The 20,391-nt window shown below is 40.9% G+C and carries 14 protein-coding genes; 7 read left to right on the forward strand and 7 right to left on the reverse strand.

What is annotated here, in order from left to right; genetic code table 11:
* Nucleotides 1-6: 6 nt before the first annotated feature.
* From FCN25_RS06410 to FCN25_RS06430, 4 genes are all read right to left on the reverse strand, one after another.
* Nucleotides 7-2,328, reverse strand: coding sequence for a TonB-dependent siderophore receptor (locus FCN25_RS06410; RefSeq protein WP_137223043.1), 2,322 nt, complete (start codon nucleotides 2,326-2,328; stop codon nucleotides 7-9).
* A 181-nt stretch (nucleotides 2,329-2,509) separates the two neighbouring features.
* Nucleotides 2,510-2,896, reverse strand: a complete 387-nt coding sequence (locus tag FCN25_RS06415; RefSeq protein ID WP_137223045.1) for a VOC family protein — start codon at nucleotides 2,894-2,896, stop codon at nucleotides 2,510-2,512.
* A 414-nt stretch (nucleotides 2,897-3,310) separates the two neighbouring features.
* Nucleotides 3,311-5,380: a PhoX family phosphatase gene (locus FCN25_RS06425; RefSeq protein WP_137223047.1), complete on the reverse strand. Its 2,070-nt coding sequence runs from the start codon at nucleotides 5,378-5,380 to the stop codon at nucleotides 3,311-3,313.
* Nucleotides 5,381-5,585: 205 nt separating this feature from the next.
* Nucleotides 5,586-6,842 carry a DEAD/DEAH box helicase gene (locus FCN25_RS06430; protein WP_137223049.1) on the reverse strand — a complete coding sequence of 419 codons (1,257 nt, stop codon included), beginning with the start codon at nucleotides 6,840-6,842 and terminating at the stop codon, nucleotides 5,586-5,588.
* A gap of 280 nt (nucleotides 6,843-7,122) precedes the next feature.
* Here FCN25_RS06430 and FCN25_RS06435 point away from each other — a divergent pair, with 280 nt between their 5' ends.
* Nucleotides 7,123-7,305 (forward strand): hypothetical protein, encoded by a 183-nt coding sequence (locus FCN25_RS06435; RefSeq protein WP_137223051.1) that lies wholly within the window; start codon nucleotides 7,123-7,125, stop codon nucleotides 7,303-7,305.
* Nucleotides 7,306-7,310: 5 nt separating this feature from the next.
* Here FCN25_RS06435 and FCN25_RS06440 read toward each other — a convergent pair whose 3' ends face one another.
* Entirely contained in the window at nucleotides 7,311-7,796 is a 486-nt protein-coding gene (locus tag FCN25_RS06440) for a GNAT family N-acetyltransferase (RefSeq protein ID WP_137223053.1), read from the reverse strand.
* Between the two features lie 128 nt (nucleotides 7,797-7,924).
* Here FCN25_RS06440 and FCN25_RS06445 point away from each other — a divergent pair, with 128 nt between their 5' ends.
* Nucleotides 7,925-8,365 (forward strand): DUF3429 domain-containing protein, encoded by a 441-nt coding sequence (locus tag FCN25_RS06445; protein ID WP_137223055.1) that lies wholly within the window; start codon nucleotides 7,925-7,927, stop codon nucleotides 8,363-8,365.
* A 114-nt stretch (nucleotides 8,366-8,479) separates the two neighbouring features.
* Here the strand turns inward: FCN25_RS06445 and FCN25_RS06450 are convergent, their stop codons facing one another.
* Complete coding sequence (locus FCN25_RS06450; protein ID WP_137223057.1) at nucleotides 8,480-11,527, reverse strand: transglycosylase domain-containing protein; 3,048 nt, start codon at nucleotides 11,525-11,527, stop codon at nucleotides 8,480-8,482.
* Nucleotides 11,528-11,804: 277 nt separating this feature from the next.
* On the opposite strand from FCN25_RS06450, the gene FCN25_RS06455 reads away from it, so the two are divergent.
* The 3 genes from FCN25_RS06455 (at nucleotide 11,805) to FCN25_RS06465 (ending at nucleotide 17,463) form a co-directional block, all read left to right on the forward strand.
* On the forward strand, nucleotides 11,805-12,653 hold the full coding sequence (locus tag FCN25_RS06455) for a DUF72 domain-containing protein (RefSeq protein ID WP_137227346.1): 849 nt from the start codon (nucleotides 11,805-11,807) through the stop codon (nucleotides 12,651-12,653).
* Between the two features lie 130 nt (nucleotides 12,654-12,783).
* Complete coding sequence (gene rluF / locus FCN25_RS06460) at nucleotides 12,784-13,665, forward strand: 23S rRNA pseudouridine(2604) synthase RluF (RefSeq protein WP_137223059.1); 882 nt, start codon at nucleotides 12,784-12,786, stop codon at nucleotides 13,663-13,665.
* 375 nt (nucleotides 13,666-14,040) lie between these two features.
* On the forward strand, nucleotides 14,041-17,463 hold the full coding sequence (locus FCN25_RS06465; protein WP_137223061.1) for an EAL domain-containing protein: 3,423 nt from the start codon (nucleotides 14,041-14,043) through the stop codon (nucleotides 17,461-17,463).
* 157 nt (nucleotides 17,464-17,620) lie between these two features.
* Here the strand turns inward: FCN25_RS06465 and pyrC are convergent, their stop codons facing one another.
* The gene (gene pyrC / locus FCN25_RS06470) at nucleotides 17,621-18,652 is read right to left on the reverse strand and encodes a dihydroorotase (protein ID WP_137223063.1); all 1,032 of its coding nucleotides are present in this window, start codon (nucleotides 18,650-18,652) and stop codon (nucleotides 17,621-17,623) included.
* A gap of 243 nt (nucleotides 18,653-18,895) precedes the next feature.
* On the opposite strand from pyrC, the gene FCN25_RS06475 reads away from it, so the two are divergent.
* Together FCN25_RS06475 and FCN25_RS06480 are read left to right on the forward strand one after the other, a co-directional pair.
* Nucleotides 18,896-19,903, forward strand: a complete 1,008-nt coding sequence (locus tag FCN25_RS06475; protein ID WP_254693729.1) for a WD40 repeat domain-containing protein — start codon at nucleotides 18,896-18,898, stop codon at nucleotides 19,901-19,903.
* Nucleotides 19,904-20,108: 205 nt separating this feature from the next.
* Nucleotides 20,109-20,390 (forward strand): DUF134 domain-containing protein, encoded by a 282-nt coding sequence (locus tag FCN25_RS06480; RefSeq protein WP_137223065.1) that lies wholly within the window; start codon nucleotides 20,109-20,111, stop codon nucleotides 20,388-20,390.
* Nucleotide 20,391: the final 1 nt, after the last annotated feature.

Here is a 20,391-nt window from a genome sequence, read left to right on the forward strand (position 1 = left end):
CCTTAATTAAAACTCATATGTCATCGACAGTTTTGAGCTTCTTGCATCACCTAAGTACATAAATGAACCAGAACGATAAGCCGCAGTCCAGTACTCTTCATTCATTACATTGCCTACGTTTATGCGGAAAGTTAAGTCTTCGGTAGCATTGTAACTAGCAAATAAATCAACTACTTGATAGTTAGGAACCACAATGCTGTAGCGATTATTGGTACTATCAAAGCCCGCTGCTGTGTCTGGCTGTCCGCCATACATTTCGCTTTGATAAGTGTAGCTACCACCAAACACAAACGATTCAGTTAACTGATAACGTAATTGAAGGTAAGCACTCTCGTCGGCAAAATTACTCAGGACTAAACCAATGTTAGCTGGATCGTATGATTCTAAAATCTCAGAATCCATTTTAGCCGCTGAAAATTGTATGCTGAGTTGGTCGGTAATATTTCCCACCATACCAAATTCGATACCTCTAACACGGTTTTTACCCGTATTAAGTGTACCTAAGGTTGAGTAACTGTCGCCAACACTTTCCATGACATCGCTTTTAGTGATTTGGAAAATTGATGCTGAGAACATCATTTTGTCGTCAAACAACATCCATTTGGTGCCAAGCTCTAGGTTTTCAACGATTTCGGCATCTGCTTCCGAAGCTTGTTCTGTGGTACCACACACACCGCCATATCCACAGTTTCCGCCTAAGTCAGACTCGCCGCCATTGATGTTAGTTGCGGTGCTGTAGTTAGCATAAATGTTAGCATCTTCAGACAAGTCATAAACAAGACCGAAGTTGTAGTTATACATGGTGTCTGAGTAGGCATAATCTATTTCATCACCCCGGCTAACTGTATCATTGCTGTAGTCAAAGCTATCGAGTCTCAAACCGTAGAATAATGACAGTTGTTCAGTTAATGCAACGGTATCCATCATGTATGCCGATACTGTTTCGATGTCGTAAATAGCATCCGATCCGCCATCAACATAACTGCGCCCCATTAACTGATTAATGTTATCTACCGTATCGCCATTGCCGTCGATAATACAGTATGACTCAGAGACGCCACGACGTCCTTCGGTTGAACAATTTGTCGGATTATTGTTGGTAACGCTATACACACCGTTATCAACGTTTTCGTCTGTGTATTCCAAACCAAAAACAAGCTTATTGCTAAAGCCCAGTATTTCAGTATTCCAAAATAAATTGAACTGAGTACTGACGTAATCAACATCTTGATTACCTTGGTGAGTACTTAATGTTAGGGTTTTAACACCAGGCGCGGTTGCGTCGGTATCTGCGCGCGTGGTGCCGCCCATACCGGTAGTGATATAACCGTTTTCAGTGTGACCAACACGAGTAGCATTATATAACGTGATGCTGTCATTTAACTCATATTCGGTACGTAGGGTGAACGTGGTGACCTTAGAATTGAGAAAGTCACCATCTTGAGCATAAACAGGGATATCTTCAAGTGGCTTACGGGTGTCTTGATCAAAATAACTGCCTAAATCAGGCACGTCTTTGGCATCTAAATAATAACCATCGGCGATAAATGACAGTGCATCAGTGGCTTCATACACTCCCGATAACTGGACTCCTTGGCGTTCACGGGTAATCCCTTCGCGGCCTGGCTTATCTTCTTCGGCCGTTAAACCGTTAAGACGCACAGCGACGGTTTCTGATAACGGTAAGTTATAATCGATAGTTAATCGTCTATGTTCGTCAGTACCAATGCCTAAGTCGACACGGCCAAAATCATACGCAACAGAGGCCTTTTTGGTCACGCTGTTAATCGCACCGCCAGATGAACCACGGCCTGCAAATGTTGAACTTGGGCCTTTGGTAATTTCAACGCGTTCTGTTGCAAAACTTTCGCGAGTGGTCATGCCTGGGTCACGCAGACCATCAACAAACACGTCGCTACGCGCTTCGTGGCCACGGATAATATAGCGGTCACCAAAGGCGTTACCGTTTTCACCCGTACCTAAAGTGACCCCTGCTTGAGCTGACAAAATATCTTTTAAGTCAGTATTACCAGACTCTTGAATTTGATCTTGGGTTAATACGGTAATCACTTGCGGAGTATCAACTAATGCAGCCATACGGCGTTTATCGGCTGAGTTATTAAACATATAAACTGAGTTTTGTACCCCATGAACCCGAATTCTTTCTATTGATTCGTCTGTTTCCACAGGTTTACATTTTGCTAAGATATCCTTATCGCAAGTTTCATTACTGGTGTCTGCAGCATAAATTGCTGGGCTACTAAAGACTAATGCAGCGGCAACTGCCTGAGCACCTAACGATAACTTACTGTAACTATTAGATTTCATCTCTAACTTCATCCTATTGTTATTTAGCGTTTGCGAAAATTCAATTATGTGACGCACTTTACATAATTGAAACAAAGATCACAAATACAAATCATTATCATTCGTGTAAAGATTGACCTTACAAAAAGTATGAGAATGACTAAATAACTGCAGTAGAAGGTACAATTTGAATAAAAATAGGTTAGTTGACTTGATAAAGCTCTAAAGGCAGGCCGTCTGGATCAGCGAAAAAGGTATATTGTTTGCCGGTATATTCGTCGACGCGAATGGGTTCAACGACTACTCCGTTAAGTTGTAAATGGGTAACCACTTGAGCAATATCATCGACTTTAAACGCTAAGTGACGCAAGCCTTGGGCTTCGGGATAACTGGGTCTTAATGGAGCCTTGTTAAATGAAAACAGTTCAATTTGGCTACCGTCAGGCAATGCTAAATCGAGTTTGTAAGAATCGCGTGCTTTGCGGTAATGCTCGGCAACAACTTTTAGCCCTAAGACTTGTGTATAAAATGCTTTTGAACGTGGGTAATCGGCACAAATAATAGCAACGTGATGAATTCCATTTAGCATGGCGGCCCTTGTAAATAGACTATTGATAATTAAACTAATTTAAAAGAATAAAACCCTGATAGAACAAGTCTATCAGGGTTAATATACGCTTTTAAAGTCATAAAGAAGACTAGGGTCAGTTGATCTTTGCCGGTTAAATTTTATTCGAGATAAAAACGTTTTAATCGAGGCGAGCGGATTGCTGCCTAGCAATCTAAGCTAAATTCGCTCAACAAAGAGTAAAACGTTTTTAGCCGAACCCTTCGGGCAGCGTTTGTTGGTCATTTTTACTGCGTTATCGACTTTTTATGTAGAATAACTACACCACAAAGTCTCTGCCTTGTACAAATGACCAACAATTCGCTGTAAAAACAACCTTGAAAGATCAACAGGCCCTAAAGCAAGGTTAATACCTTCCTGAGATAGCAGCTTAAATTAAACGCCGATTTCACCACCGTCATCTTTAATAAACATCACTGTGGCAGCACGTGGACGAACCGTTGTGCCTGCAGGCGTTTCTTCATCCGCTCTATCAGAGTATGGCCAGTTGCCAGGATGCTGAATATTGGCAAACATAGCTGTGTAGTCTGGCGACATGGCAAAACCGGTCACTTCACAACCGTTAGGACCAACAAAGAAGCGCTTAAGTTGAGTTTGGTTTTCAGCCGTTACCACTTGTTGGTTACCGTCTGCACCTACCATAGTTGATGGCACAATCGCCAACATTTGATCGTTGGTTTCTTCTTTCACTTCAGACGCACCGTTATCGGTTTGCACCCACAAAATACCACGCTGATCGAACGCCAAACCGTCTGGACTAGCAAACTGGTTTAAGTCAGTTAAGCCAGATAAATTGGTTTCAACATCACCATCTGCAGGTGAACCAAATATAAAGATATCCCAACTAAATTCAGTTGCTGTATCACCTTCATCCCAACGGATAATATGACCAAAGTTGTTATTTAAACGCGGGTTAGCAGGGTTAGTGCTGTCGGTACGTTTACTGTTGTTGGTCAATGTAAGATACACAGTGCCAGTGAATGGGTCGACACTTGCCCATTCTGGGCGATCCATTGGTGTAGCACCCACTAAGTCAGCCGCGCCAGCCGTATTTAAGATAATTGCGGCTTGCGAGTCAAAGGTGCTAGCAAGTGTACTGCCATCAGTGGTTATGCCATCTAGTGTTAAGGGTAACCATTCACCTACACCATCTTCACTGAATTTAGCGACATATAAGGTACCGGCATTCATGTACTTATCACCAACGGTTAAGCGATTTGTACTGTTAGCATCGACAGGGTCCCATGCTGCGTCAGAAACAAACTTATACAAATATTCAAACCGTGAATCGTGGCCTGAATAGAAAGTAATTGGTTTGCCTTCTTCAAGCTTACCGAACACACAACCTTCATGGCGGAAGCGGCCTAATGCGGTACGTTTGGTGGCGCGAGAGTTAGGGTTATAAGGGTCAATTTCAACAATATAACCGTGGCCATTGGCTTCGTTACGGTAATCGTTAGTTGCACTTGAGCCCGTTGGCGTCACATCAAAACGAGCAAATTCGTCTAAACGTTCATCATCATTTCCGGCTAAGTGACTCCAGCCATAACGAGTGTCAGAAGTCGAAATACCAATGCGCGTTTGTTCTTCTGTTAGGGTACCTTTATTAACAAAGTAACCTGGCCAGTTTTCTTCACATGTTAAATAAGTGCCCCAAGGTGTATAACCATTACCGCAGTTATTTAAAGTACCGCGCGCTTGGCTGCCATCTGGCGAGTAACGCGTTTCAAGGTACGAGCTGTATGCTAGTGGGCCAGCGATATCCATTACTGTTGCACCGGTAAAACGACGGTTATGGCTGTCATTTTCGACCACTTGCCATAGTCCAGAAACTAATTTAATACGCACAACTGAAATACCATGGGCGTTGATTTCTTTGCGAATTTCATCAATTACAGTGCGCTTACCATCAGCATCAAAGGTTGGGCCTGTTGGGTGTAGAGCATCTTGGTCTATGTATTCGTGGTTGATACACAATAAGCCGTCATCTGCTGAATCATTCAGCGGGAAGAAATGCATACCATCGTGATGCATACCGACTGAGTTTTCCTGATCGATAGCAGTATTACTGCCATCCGCCTTCCACGCCGCAGCTTTCGAATTTAAAGGTGTTCCCCAAGGTGCTAACACATAAGCTGAATAACCAGCAGGAACCGCCACTGCATCGATTTTAGAACCGGCAATGGACTCAAAACCTAATTCAGCAGAACTCGTCGTTGGTGCTGTTGGCGTGGTAGCTGTTGGCGGTGTTGTTGGCGTTTCTGCAGCGGTATCATTATCAGAACCACAAGCACTTAATCCGAAGCCACCAAACGCTGTCATAGCACTAAGGCCTAAACCTCGCTTAACAAAATTACGACGTGATAGATGGTTCTCCATCACTTCATTGAAAGGGGTATTTTTACTGTTGTTAAAACGAGTTGGATCAAATGTCGCCTTGCTCATAAGTTGTCCTTAGATATGCTCTGAAAAAAACTGATCAAATATAGGTATAATTATTCGTCAGTTAAGATAAGCGTCTAATGTGACAACTCGGTTCAAACTGGATGACATTAATGTGGCAGTAAAAAGACAATCACCACACAGCCTTATGTGATGTGAACAATATAAGGCTCATTTTAATGGCGACGGCATGATGAGTTACACCCTGTTAGCGTTTTTTACCGCGTGAAGATGCCGCTAATGCCTTTTTACGAGCTTGTTGTTTTAATGCAGATTTAGTTGTTTTACGGGTAACTGGAGCAATTAAATCAAGATCTGGCTCAAAACCCGTCAGCCATTGCTGCGGTAAACGTCGGTCTAAAAAAGCTTCAAGTTTGGTTAATAATGGCTCGTCATCGATGCTTAATAAGGTAATAGCTTGGCCCGCTTTACCTGCTCTGCCCGTGCGGCCAATTCGGTGTACGTAGTCTTCAACTTGAAACGGTAATTCCATATTAACAACATAATGTAACTCGTTAATATCTAAGCCTCTTGCGGCCACATCGGTTGCGACTAACGCGGTCACCTCACCAGCTTTAAATGCTGCTAACACTTGTTCACGTACTGCTTGAGATAAATCAGCATGAAAAGCTTCAGCCGCTACACCAGCTTGCTTTATTTGCTTTACTAGCGCATCTGCACCTTGTTTGGTGCGGCTAAATATCAAGCTTTGTTGCCAACTTTCTTGGGTGATTAAATGGCATAGCATGGCGCACTTTCGGTTAGCGTCAACATTAAATACCCGCTCGACAATACTGTTGGCAATGGTATTACGCTGAGCAACTTCAATCACTTGCGGCGAGCGTAATAAACGTCGGCTAAAGCTGAGCATGCGGTCATCTAACGTGGCCGAAAACAATAAGGTTTGCCGTGTACTTGGCAAGCGCTTCAGCACCTCGACAATTTCATCTTTAAAGCCCATGTCCAACATGCGATCGGCTTCATCAAATACCAAATGAGTTAACTGCGATAATGACAGTGCACGTTTACGTAATAGATCTAATAAACGTCCTGGCGTTGCCACCAGAATATCGGTCCCTGCTGCAAGTTGTTTTATTTGCGCACCAATACTCACGCCACCATAAACCATCACGCTACTGACAGGGCTGCCGTCGGCATATTGCTCAATACTACGGTGAACTTGTTGGGCTAATTCCCGAGTGGGGACTAACACTAAGCAAGTAATATGAGTCTTTAATGATGTTAGTTGCGCAGATAAATCAGCTTGGTGAGTCAATATATAGTGCAGGATTGGCAAAGCAAATGCGGCCGTTTTACCAGTACCCGTTTGCGCCCCTGCCATGACATCTTTGCCGCTTAATATTACCGGAATAGCTTGTAGTTGGATCGGCGTCGCCTGCTGGTAATTCAGCTCAGCTAAACGACGAATAAGTGTGGGGTGTAATGATAAATCGGCAAAAGACATAGGGACTCCATTAACAAGAGGCATCAGTTTATCACGCTTCATATTGGGTTTATCAATGAATACAATGTGAGGCAAAACACACGGCGATAAAATACCCAGATAGCTTAATGGAAAGTACTTGACTAAAAAACTAGGACTAATACACTTTAAACATGCAAAATATATAGATGTTAATAGCGTTGATTGCGCAAGCCTATAGCTAAAGCCCGTTGTTAAAGTAGGTTGCTAAAGTAAGTAGCAGTAGTATTGTCACCAATGTTTTATCACGAGAGGTATTACCATGAGTTTTTCAATTAGCGGTATTTTTAAACCAGCCAAGCAAGCTAAATCTGTTAGTAATGTGGCACCTATTGCCAATGAAACACGTGCAACTGAAACTAATGCGCCTGAAGCAGAAACTACTGCAAAAACAGAAGGCAATGGTGGCAGTTGTTGCGGTCATTGTGGCGGCGGTAATCATTAATTCCGTTAGATGTGACCACGCTTAAATATGCGTAAATTATCTTTGCTAAACAAGGATACATATTGAGCTGTAACATCGACAAAACCATTAGACTGAGCCACTTTTAACGAGCCTTGGTTATGCTCATCGATATAGGCATAAACAGGGCTAGAAATATATTGTTGTAAAAACATTTTCACTGCCTTAGTGGCTATGCCCTGCCCCCAATATTCGCGACCAATCCAATACCCCATTAAACGCACTTCTGGCTCTACTTCTGTGGATAACTCATCATTAACCCATGATAAAACGTTACCAACTAAGACATTATCTAGCCAGATCCCTTGCGCCATAGCTTGCTCATCAGCAAAAATATTTTGATGCCAATGTTGGTAAAAAGCTTTTCGTTTACGTGCAGGAAAGTCTGCCATTTTATTGGCAATTGGGTCGTGCTCAAATTCAAACAATATCGCTAAATCTACCTCAGTGACTGGGCGAAGATATATATTCATTTCATGTTGACCTTCTCTATGCTGTCTCGCTGATATGCTTTATATTGTTTAGACACTTGTTTAAAAACTTGTTTATTTATACCCAATTGTAATAATTAACTGTATTAATATGCATTAAGGGGCACACAATGAAAAGCATTAAAACATGGCAATGGTTGGGTTTTGCGGGTCTATTACCTTTTATCATTCTCAGTGTGTTGGCGTTCAATCATAGCCTTTTAGCGCCCGAGCATACTATGTTGGGATTTGTTAGCTACAGCGCAGTCATTTTAAGTTTTGTTGCCGGTACGCTATGGGGAAAAGCGGTAATATTAGCCTTAGATGACAATATCGCTAAGCTACTTATTATTAGTAATATTATTGCTCTTGCAAGCTGGATTGCACTGATAACACCCTTTGAATTATCCGCGCTTATTCTGCTCGCCAGCGGTTATCTGTATTTATTGTATGTTGAATTTAAAGCCAAGCAATTATCAACTACCACCAGCTATCTGACATTACGCACAATATTAACCAGTGTCGCAGTGATATGTCATATTGTCGTTATGCTGAGCCTTTTTAGCGTTTAGTAAAATATTAACGGGCCTGTTTTGAAATGTGTTTACATTTTTATAGCCCTTTTTACAAAGACAAAGCCCATGCTTTATCGCATGAGCTTTGTGCATATCCCGCCAAATAAATAATTACAACCCTGTTTGACACTGCTCTTGTTGATTTATCATCGGTGATAAAATCGGCATCATACCTTTGAGTACTTGTAGTGGTAGTGCCGAGGTAAAGCTAAAATCATCGGCCTTTTCACCCGGGACAAACGCCGTTAATGTACCAAAATAATTATCGCCTAAGTAAAATACAAACGTAGCAGTTCGGTTAATGGCTGTTGAGGATACTTTACGACCATCACGAATTTCAGTCGCGATACGGTTGTCACCGGTACCGGTTTTCCCCCCCATAATGATGGCTTGGCCATTATTATCCAACAAGCTGCCTTTTAGCCTTCTTGCGGTACCATTTTCGACCACATTGGCTAACGCCCGTTTTAGTGCCCGCGCCACTTCCTGATGCATCACTCGCGTCACAGTTTGCTTATTATTAGCCAATGTCACCTCGTAAGGCGTGTCTTTAGCAAACTGTAATCCATCGATTCTTACCGTAGGATAACGATAACCATCATTTTGAATAATGCCCATGAGCTCAGCCAGCGCGGCAGGTCTATCGCCAGAACTGCCTAGCGCAGACCCTAACGACGGCACCATATATTCAAACGGATAACCCATTCTCACCCAACGCTGATGAATGCTTAAAAAGGCTTCGACTTCTAACATCACCTGAATACGCACATCACGCGCATTTTGATAGCGGGTTCTAAATAACCAACGATACACCTCTTGCAACTGCGGTTGCGCGTCGTCTAATACTTGGTTGAGATGCGTTTCTGGGTAGTCATTTAAATAACGTAACACCCACAACTCAAGTGGATGAACTCGTGCAATATAACCTTGATCAGCCAAATTAAACTTGTCTTCGCCATACTTGTTGTACAGCGCATTAACTTGTTTATCAGTGAAGGTTTTTTCCGGTAAACGCTGAGTTAAAAAAGCTTTTAATTCACGGGCACCGTCATAAGGTTTTAAATAACGATAAACGGCGGTTAACTTATGTTCTTGTTGTTGAATACCATCAAATAACACCTCGAGACGCTGCTCGGGTGCAAGCTGACGATACTTACGATAAAAGCGTTTTACAAACGAACTCCCCTCGCGTTTGGCAAAGGCTTTTAGGTATTCCTCTCGTCGCGGATCTTTATCATTACGTAATAACTGCGACACACTGCCTTCGCTGTTATAACTACTACTGTAACTAACAATATCTTGCATTAAGCGCACAAATGGCAAGTTTATTGACTCTTGTAAAGCTTGATATAACGTTGGTACCCGAGTGTTTTCTTTTTTATTAAAATTATTAAACACATGCAAACCGCCACCCGTAAAAAAGCGTTCATCTGGTGAAGCCGAATATTTTCGTAATAGTGCAGCATCCAACATTCGAGTTAAATTTCGATCACGGGTCGTAATTAAATAATCGACTACCCAGCGAGTAATGTGGTCTTTACTCTCTACATCAACTTGGCGTAAATCAACCACCGTCATAGCCGAAAAACGCTGCTGTAATTCGGCAATAATGTCTAAGTATGTGGCTAACACCCGCAATTTGGCCGTAGAGCCCAACTCCAATTTACTGCCTTCGTTAATATCAAACGGTTGATCAATGCTGTCAGTTTGAATTCGCACTCGGTTGGCACTGTCGGTACTTTCATAAAGCATAAAGCTGTATAGCACCTTGTCTAACTGCTGTGGTGACAGTAAACGCTCACCCAGCAATCCGATACGTTCAGCCGCTGACTCTTTAGCTAAACTACGTAAGTAATCACTCACTTGTTGCTGTAACTCACCATGAAACGTGCTGTTAACCGCTAGATCATAACGATCTAAATCATACAAACTTAACCCCAGCATACCTGCTGTGCGTATTCTTACCGCGTTAACCCCTTTATTTTTAGCGAGGTTAGTAGAGGCTAACTTACTGGAGTCAAAATGCAGTTTTTGTTCAAGTGCAGACACCATCAATTTGGTTTCAATTAGGCCATCACTACCCAATAAACGTAAATAGCTGTCCACTAAGGATTCTAAATCATCATGCCCTTGGCGTAGATAATACGATGGGCGACGCTGAGCAATCATTAATGCCACGATTTGACGAAATACCTTGCCACGCTCGGCAGCATTTTGTTGAGTATGACGACTTAATAAAAGTTGATTAGCTTGATTAAAATCGGTTTTAAACCAAGCCCATAAACCATCACCAATACCATGTACTTCACCAAACCCTGGCGCTGATGATAATGGTACTGTGTTGAGGTAATCCTGAACGATACGTTGACGAGCGCCAACAGTATTTTCACCTTGTTGATACACTCGCACAATTGCCGAACCAATTTGTAAGAGCTTATCTTTAATGCTTAAGGTTAACCCATGATTAGAATGTCTAAATTTTTCAATTTGAGTGGCTAAGGTACTGCCACCCGCTTTAGACATCTCAGCACCAAAGAGCCCTGCTACCTGGCTTGTAGCTGCCAGTACAAAACGCGGCCAGTCAACCACAGGGTTATATTTAGCTTCTGGACTGAGCATTTCGCGGTTTTCAATAAACAATAAGGTGTTAACAATTTGGTCGGGGATTTTATCTTGGTCTTGATAAACACGTTTAGGATAAGAGTAATCAAACACCGTCATGTCACGGCAATCTTTTATTGCTAAACCTGATTGTGCTTTTTCATGGTACGGCGGGAAAAAACCTACCTTGGTATAGTCCGTCAACATCGGCGAAAAGGCTACTTGCTGAGAGATCTGATAATTTCGCTCTATTAATCGGGCTATTTTTTGCGGTAATTGGCTATAACCATGACGATCATCAAAGGGGCCGTATGTAGGGTAAATAACCGAATTACTGCGATAATCACGTAATGTATAGGTTAATTTACTGGCATATTGATGCAGAAAATAAGATTGGTAATACGACGTCCGTACCTCGAACGCGACAAGGTAAGCCGTTGCTAACAATAATACGATGAATAACCAGCCTGCTTTACTGCGACGAACCGGAACGGGTTTGGCGGAAGATGTATTAGGTCGATAATTATCAAACTGACTGTCTGTATGTGGACTAGACACAAACTCTCCATGTAACGCATAAAATCACAATAACGCACCGTTTTACTTTTGGTTGGTATGTTCAACACATCGCATACCTAATTGTGATAATTTTATCAGATGGGTAAAGCGATTAGATATAGACAAAATAACTAAATATTGGTTTTTAGGTCATTTAAATCATTATTACGACAATATCGATATTTTTACATGAAACGCATTTATAAACTTAAGGATTATTTTGGATAACAGCACTTCAACATCCACAACCTATCCACCATTACGATTAGGTTTAGCCATGTGGTCACAAAACCAATGGCAACAAACAATATACGGCAATAGCCAAGCGTATCGGCTCGCGCGCTATGCCGAAATATTTAATACTGTTGAAGGTAACACCACTTTTTATGCCACACCGTCATTACAAAATGTCCAAAATTGGTATGCGGCAACTCATGACGACTTTAAATTTACCTTCAAATTGCCTAAACACATCACCCACGAGTTACAGTTACAGCATGCTGGTCCAGCTTTACATCAATTTTTTAAGGTAATGGAACCTCTTATCAATCGAACTGGGATATGGAAAATTCAACTGCCAGCCAGTTTTGGACCACAATCTTTGCCGCAACTGGCACAGTTTTTAACTCAAGTGCCACAGGGTCTAACCTATGGTGTAGAAGTACGTAACAGTGCCTTTTTTGCCAAAGGTGAAGCAGAACAAGCATTAAATCGTTTGCTTATCGACCACAACTGTAATCGGATCATCATGGATACAAGACCCGTTTTTGCTGCCCCGCCAACCTCGCCGGCGGTAATTGATGCCCATCAGAAAAAGCCCAAAGTGCCAGTGCATCCTATTGCTACGGCCAACAATCCGGTGGTGCGTTTTATTGGTCATCCACATACAGAGGCCAACGTACATTTTTTTCAAAACTGGCTTAAACAATTACCTTTGTGGATAGCACAAAACAAGCAACCTTATTTATTTATCCATACGCCTGACAATCATGAAGCGCCACAATTAGCCGTCGATTTATACCGTTTACTGCAACAACAGTTGGTACACAGTGAATCGACACTAGCAGACATAAATCTGTTACCTCAACACAACCATACCATTACCCAACTAGGCTTTGATTTGTGACACTAACCGATATGGTATAGGTAAGATAATAAACGGTTATCAAACAGCTCTTTGTCCTGCTATTTTATGATATTATCTGCGCCGATCCTGCCTGCCTTTGCAGTGCGTTTATATTGATAAAGGAACCACCATGAGTGAATCTGCAACCCGTTTAAATAAATACATTAGTGAGAGTGGTGTTTGCTCACGCCGTGAAGCAGATCGCTACATTGAACAAGGTAATGTCTTTATTAATGGTAAACGGGCCAAAATTGGTGACAGTGTAGAGTTTGGAGACAAAGTCAAAGTAAATGGTCAAGACATTGAACCCCGCGATGCAGCTGATTTAATCTTTATCGCACTCAATAAGCCCGTCGGTATCGTCAGTACCACCGAAGGTACTGAACGCGATAATATAGTCGACTTTGTAAATCACAGCGAACGAGTCTTTCCTATTGGTCGTTTAGACAAAGATTCACAAGGATTAATCTTTCTCACCAGCAATGGTGACTTAGTGAATAAAATTCTCCGCGCGGGCAATAATCACGACAAAGAGTATGTGGTCACGGTCAATAAGCCGATCACAGAAGCATTTTTACAAGGTATGCGAGCTGGTGTACCGATGTTGGGTGTCATTACTAAAAAATGTAAAGTTGAACAAGTTTCAACGTTCGTATTTAAAATTATTTTAGTGCAAGGACTTAATCGTCAAATTCGTCGCATGTGCGAACATTTCAACTTTGAAGTGACCAAGCTGGAACGTCAGTCAATTATGAATGTGTCGCTTAAAGGCTTGCCAGTGGGAGAGTGGCGCGACTTAGATGAGCAAGAACTCAGCACGCTAATGAAGTTAATTGAACATTCATCTTCAGAGGCTAAAAATGCACCTAAAAAAGCCAAGAAAAAGCCGACCCAAAGCTTACGAGATAAAATTGAAGGCCCTGAACATTTTATGCAAGGCAGAGGTGCCAAACCTAAAAAACCTGCGGCCAATAAAGGTAAGCCAAATCACTCAAGGAAACCTAAACGCTAGTTAAGATTACAGGAAAAAGGATATATTCAACAATATCCTTTTGCATAAAACTATTCATTTTATTATCTGTAATATCGCTATAATTATGTAAGATCATACTCGATTCATTAAACAAACAACGGAGTAAATATATTATAAACAATTAGTTATTTTATTTACTCCTTCGAATTCAACTCCGTAGTATGACCTGCCTACAATTAAATAATAAATAACTAGAATCCTTCATATTAGGTTATGAGATCAAGACTTAACCTCGATCTAAAAAAGCGAATTAACATGATGATAAAAAGGATTTATTTTTTATTTTGGTCTGACATGAGCTACAGTGAATGCAGGCTATAAAAGCTGGCTACACTCTTTTTATTCGGAGAAGAAATGGATAGTTTTTTCAGTTTAATGAGCAACGCCGTATTATTACTGGCACTGGTGGTCATTTACGACGCCATTACATTACAAAAAATAGCACCTAAGCAATATAGAAATATCTTGAGTGGGCTTTTTATTGGTGTGATTGCTATCAGCGTGATGAATTATCCTTGGGAGCTTCGTCCTGGGATTTATTTCGATACTCGCTGGATATTACTCAGTTTAAGCGGTCTGTTTTTTGGTTTTATTCCTACATTGATCGCCGCGATTTTAGCGGCTTGTTTCCGTATTTATCAAGGCGGAGTGGGATTATACGTTGGTACCTTAGTTATTTTTATCAGTTCAGCCATTGGTTTAGGCTGGCGATACTGGGCTCAAAGCTCAAACAAACAACTCAATTGGCAAAATTTACTGGCCATGGGGTTTGTCGTACAAATAGCGGTTATATGTTGTTTATTACTCATGCCAGTGGCAGATAAATATGACATCATCCTCAACATAATCCCGACCTTACTCACTGTCTATACTTGCGGCACCATGCTCCTTGGATTACTGCTTAAACAACATCAACAAAGACAACAATTAGCTCAAGAATTGCAACATCATAAAAATCTTCTCGAAACCGAAAAAAACCTGTTACAAAGCATTATTGATGGTATTCCCGATATCATTTTTTACAAATCAACCGACGGGGTTTATTTAGGGTGTAACAAAGCATTCTCGGAAGCACTAAAGCTCAAACCAGAACAGATTAAGTATCAAACGGACTATGACTTATTTGATCGTCAACAGGCTGACCTCTTTATCAAAGCCGATCGATTTGTATTACAAGAAAACCAGCCATGGATGAATGAAGAATGGATTACAACACCTGATGGTATCTCACATATTTTTAGCACCCAAAAAACACCTTTTATGAATTCATCAGGAGAAATTCAAGGTATTGTGGGTGTCAGTAGAGATCTGGCCGATCAAAAAAACATAGAAGCACAATTACGTCGCAGTGAAACAACTTACCATAACATTATCAGTACCGCTCAAGATGGCTTTGTCATTGCGTCTGTAGATGGCAAGATAATAGAATCAAATCAGAGCTTCGCAAATATGACAGGGTTCACTCTCGATGAGCTAATTAATAAGCCGATTAATCAATTTGAAACCAATGACAGATATCAATTCCCGAGCTCATATATCACTGCTGCACCACACAAAAAAGCCATTAACTTTACTTCTCGATACAAAAATAAACTGGGACACTTATTTGATGTTGAAGTGAATATCAGCTTTTGGGATGGTGATGATGGTATGTTTTTCTGCTTTATCAAAGATATTTCTGAACGGATTGATGCAGAACAAAAGCTATTACGCAGTGAATCAAAATTCAGGCAGATATTCGAAAAAATCCCCGCGATCTCAGTCCAAGGATATGATAAAAATCGAGAGGTTATATTTTGGAATCAAGCCAGTGAAAAATTATATGGTTACACAAAAGAGCAAGCCTTAGGTCAAAAAATTGAAAACCTCATCATTCCATTACCTTACAAAGAGCAAGTGGTGAACAACATCAATGCATGGATTAATGATGGTCCCCCTATTCCCGCAGGAGAATTACTTCTCAGACGAGCAGATGGAAGCCATGTCGCTGTTTATTCATCCCATACATTAATCAACAATACCGACAACGAAGCCGAAATGTATTGTATTGATATCGATCTAAGCGCTCAAAAAAAGGCCGAAGATCAAGCATTAACATTGTCACAAGCAATAGAGCAAAGCCCTATTTCAATGATCCTAACAGATACAGACAGCAGAATTGAGTATGTAAATAGTGCCTTTGAGAATATTTCTGGCTACAGCGAAAGTGAAGTCATTGGTCAGCCAGCCAGCATGCTTAAATCAGGTTTAACCCCTACCTCTTTGTATACCGAATTATGGGAGACTGTTTCAGCTGGAAAGGCATGGCAAGGTGAATTACAGAATAAAAGGAAAAACGGCGAGATTTTTTGGGAACATGCTCATATCGTACCTATTTTTGACAATACCGGCATCACTAAACATTATTTGGCATTAAAACAAGATGTAAACCACTACAAACAACAAGAAGAAAAAATCCTTTATCAAGCCCATTACGACAGCTTGACAGGGCTACCGAATAGATTGTTGTCTCTCGACCGATTAGCTCAAATACTTAAAGAAGCACATCGAGCAGGAACCCAAGTAGCAGTCTTGTTTTTAGATTTAGACGACTTTAAAAAGGTTAACGATACCTTAGGTCACTCTGTCGGTGATGAACTACTAAAACAGGCAGCGACTCGATTAAAGAATACCATTAGAGAGAGTGATATTGTCGGTAGACTGGGAGGTGATGAATTTATCATTATCCTGAACAATATCAACGGACCCGCTGAAGTAGAGACGATAGCTAATAAATTGCTTAAGCAATTTTACATGCCATTTAAGCTTGAAAGCCGTGAGCTGGTGTCAACAATTAGTATTGGCATTGCAATGTACCCGGATGACAGTTTGACCCCAAAAGAACTACTAAGACAAGCTGATTCTGCGATGTATCATTCTAAAGATCAGGGGCGCAATACTTACACATTTTATACTCACCAAATGAATCTCGACATGCATCGTAGGCTTAAGGTGGAAGAGCAATTACGCAGTGCGTTAAAAAACCATGAACTATCAGTCTTCTTTCAACCGTTTGTTGATATTCGAAGCCGTAAAATCATTGGCGCTGAAGCGTTGTTGCGCTGGAATAATGAGTTACTTGGCCAAGTCACTCCTGATGAATTTATTCCTATTGCGGAGCAAACAGGATTAATCATAGCCATTGGCCAATACGTTATCCAAACTGCTTTGACGGCAGCATCTCAGTGGCAAACATTCTTTAATCGTCAATTTAAAATTGCGGTTAATGTGTCACCGAAACAATTTAGAGAAAGCAATTTTGTCGATATGCTAAAAGTATCGTTAACCCAATACGACATTCATCCTAGCACTGTAGAATTAGAAATTACCGAAGGCGTGTTGCTTAACGGTGACCAAATTATCACTCATAATTTACAAGCGATTAATGATATTGGGGTGAGTATTTCTATGGATGATTTTGGTACCGGTTATTCATCGCTCAGTTATCTACGCAGTTACCCTTTCAACACCCTAAAAGTCGATAAAAGCTTTATCAATGACATAACTGTTGACCCTGGTGACTTAGAGTTGGTTGGCGCAGCAATTGCCATGGGGCATGGGCTAAATTTAACTGTGGTTGCAGAAGGCGTTGAAACAGAAGAGCAGTATCATCTGCTTAATGCACTGAAATGTGATTATGGACAAGGTTACTTATTTAGCAAACCTTTGCCCCAAGATGAATTTGAAGCCCTATTAGAGGCACAAATAAAAATAGAAGCTCAAACCAAACAAAACTAAATAGCGAATTAATAAAAAATAAACAAAGTCTCATTATAATGCTTTTAGAAAACTCTCCCCGAAAACGGCTAAGTATTGAGAATTTTAAACACCAAAACCAGCAACATGCTGGTTCTGGTATTATTTAATAATAAGATAATATCCTAATGAATAAGCGCTACTTCACTTTCCAATTCACTGTCTGACCAGCAAAGAATGGCACGATAGGATTCCCATTGGGCAAAATAATTTCTTCTGGCACAGTCCATTGTTGTTTCACTAACGTAACGGTACCGCTATTACGTGGTAAGCCATAAAAATCAGCACCATAGAAACTGGCAAAGCCTTCAAGTTTATCTATAACACCCAAATTATCAAATACTTGTGCATACAGTTCTAACGCGCTCCAAGCACTGTAACAACCCGCACAGCCACATGCAGACTCTTTACGATGTTTTTCATGAGGAGCAGAGTCGGTGCCCAAAAAGAATTTGTTTGAGCCTGTCGCCACAGCAGCTTGCAACGCATGCTGGTGAATATTACGTTTTAATACTGGTAAGCAAAAGTTATGCGGACGCACACCACCCACTAATAAGTCATTACGGTTTAACAATAAATGCTGGGGAGTAATGGTTGCTGCAACATTAGCTGAAGCATCCGCAACAAATTCTGCCGCCTCTTTAGTCGTAATGTGTTCAAACACCACTTTAAGGCTAGGAATGGCTTCAACAATGCGCGATAAATAGCGATCGATAAATATCTTTTCGCGATCAAAAATATCAATATGTGATTCGGTTACTTCGCCATGAACCAATAACAACATACCTTGTTGTGCCATAACCTCAAATATTGGAAACAACTCATCCAAAGCTTTAACGGCCGCATCTGAGTTGGTTGTCGCACCTGCTGGGTATAATTTACCTGCAACAACACCTACCGCTTTAGCATCGATAATATCTTGGGCGCTGGTATTATTGGTTAAAAATAAGGTCATTAGCGGTTCAAAGTCGCTGCCTTGTGGACGTGCAGCTAAAATCCGCTCCCGATAGGCAACGGCTAAAGCAGCGGTCGTCACTGGCGGAACTAAATTAGGCATAGCAATGGCGCGTTTGAACAACCGTGCCGTAGCAGGAACTGTCTCATTTAACATATCTCCGTCACGGAAGTGAAGATGCCAATCATCTGGAGTTGTTAGGGTTATTTGCGTCATGTGAGTTCCTTATTTACGACAACTTTTAATACGACTATTGTGCCAGAAATCGGTTTTTCTTAATAGGTGCATAATTTAAACGCAGACTTTGCTATATCAAAAAGTGATGTCACTTTTGCCAGTAAATTAAGCTAATTATTATCACTAATAAGTTGAACTATTAACGTACTGAGCAGTGAATACAACCAGCTATATGAGGCCATGCTATTATGTTAAAAGTATCTTTTTTATAAAGGAATTAAATTGTTAGCTAATGTCAGATTAAGATTTCTATTCGATGTTCGCTTTGTTATTGCCATCACGGTGTCGATAATGACTATCTCTGGCTGTAATCAAGCAGTGAATATAAAAAAACCTGATAATATTGAGCCACTGGTTCATGAGACACTTATTGACGGCGTATTGTCTAACGATGCCAGTATGGCGATCACATTAGGCAGAAGCCGAATATTATCGGTGTGGGATGTAACGACAAGCCAATTGTTGCACCAATGGTCTGACGATGATTTTGATGAAACCAATTATCTATTGGCATTGTCAGGCAACAAACAATATCTTGCGACGGCAGGCAAACATAAAATTTCTATTTTCAACCTTGAAACGGGCAAATTAGATATACGATGGCCCGCTCAGGGGTTTAATCCTGATGCCAGCATTTCTAGCCTTTTTCTGAGCCAAACAGGCAGCACTATTTTAGTGGGTATGAATGATGGCTCAATTACTGTGATCCAAAGAAGCAGTATGACGATGTCATTGTTTAAACAACACAGTGCAGCCGTTAATCATGTTGAGCTTTCGAATTTTGAACAACAGGTATTATCGACTGGGCTTGATGGTGATGTGCATATATGGGCAACTTATAGTGGTGAGTTAATCAATAGTTTTTCTCGTCCGCAACAGATATCCAGTGTGAGTTATGATGAAGCGAATCGTCGGTTGTTTATTGCCGATGCACTCGACAATAATGTCATTATCGATACCCAAACTGCACTGCCAGTGAGTAAGCTTGATTACCTTGAGCGTTATCGTTATTTTCGGCAGGCTTTATTCGTTAATCATAGCAACAACTTAATCACTGCAACGTCAAAACAAAGTGTTATTTATTGGGATACCTTAACGGGAAAGGAACTTTCTCATTGGGATATCACCGCTTATACCGCTGGAACAACTGTATTTTCAATGGTGCTCAAGCCTAATGGTAAGTTATTAACCTTAAGTTCAGACGGCGCGCTCGAGACTTGGAGTTTATAACCGAACCTCCGCTAAGATAATCAATATTTATCATGTAGCCCTTTAGTCCGCTTGATCTGGTGTAGTGATATAATTAACCTTGTAAATAGTCAATTTTATGTGTGAGCTCAAAGATCTGTTTATATATCAGACTAAGATAAATAATAATCTTGCATGTATGAACTAAATTAAGTATATATGGCATATGCCACAAATGAGGTGTTACATGGCGAGACCCAAAATCCCCCGAACCATATGTGGTCAAGCAGCCAACATCTGTTTTAAGCCCAATGGTATTCCGATGACCCAATTAGAGCAGGTGCCACTTGCTGAAGATGAAATTGAGGCAATGCGCTTAGTTGATGTACTCGGAATGCAGCAACAAGATGCCGCTAAGTCGATGGGCATATCCCGTCAAACTTTGGCTAATTTGGTTAAAGGAGCTAGGTATAAGGTGGTTGATAGTTTAATCAATGGCAAAGCATTGATGACCAAAAATATCAACTGAA

The organism is Shewanella sp. MEBiC00475, from assembly GCF_005234075.1.
GTDB classification, from domain to species: domain Bacteria; phylum Pseudomonadota; class Gammaproteobacteria; order Enterobacterales; family Shewanellaceae; genus Shewanella; species Shewanella polaris.

Coding starts and splice junctions, on each gene's coding strand:
- FCN25_RS06465 (WP_137223061.1), top strand. CDS start 14,041: ATGGATAGTTTTTTCAGTTTAATGAGCAACGCCGTATTATTACTGGCA.
- rluF (WP_137223059.1), top strand. CDS start 12,784: ATGAGTGAATCTGCAACCCGTTTAAATAAATACATTAGTGAGAGTGGT.
- FCN25_RS06415 (WP_137223045.1), bottom strand. CDS start 2,896: ATGCTAAATGGAATTCATCACGTTGCTATTATTTGTGCCGATTACCCA.
- FCN25_RS06435 (WP_137223051.1), top strand. CDS start 7,123: ATGAGTTTTTCAATTAGCGGTATTTTTAAACCAGCCAAGCAAGCTAAA.
- FCN25_RS06445 (WP_137223055.1), top strand. CDS start 7,925: ATGAAAAGCATTAAAACATGGCAATGGTTGGGTTTTGCGGGTCTATTA.
- FCN25_RS06425 (WP_137223047.1), bottom strand. CDS start 5,380: ATGAGCAAGGCGACATTTGATCCAACTCGTTTTAACAACAGTAAAAAT.
- FCN25_RS06440 (WP_137223053.1), bottom strand. CDS start 7,796: ATGAATATATATCTTCGCCCAGTCACTGAGGTAGATTTAGCGATATTG.
- pyrC (WP_137223063.1), bottom strand. CDS start 18,652: ATGACGCAAATAACCCTAACAACTCCAGATGATTGGCATCTTCACTTC.
- FCN25_RS06455 (WP_137227346.1), top strand. CDS start 11,805: ATGTGGTCACAAAACCAATGGCAACAAACAATATACGGCAATAGCCAA.
- FCN25_RS06480 (WP_137223065.1), top strand. CDS start 20,109: ATGGCGAGACCCAAAATCCCCCGAACCATATGTGGTCAAGCAGCCAAC.
- FCN25_RS06410 (WP_137223043.1), bottom strand. CDS start 2,328: ATGAAATCTAATAGTTACAGTAAGTTATCGTTAGGTGCTCAGGCAGTT.
- FCN25_RS06430 (WP_137223049.1), bottom strand. CDS start 6,842: ATGTCTTTTGCCGATTTATCATTACACCCCACACTTATTCGTCGTTTA.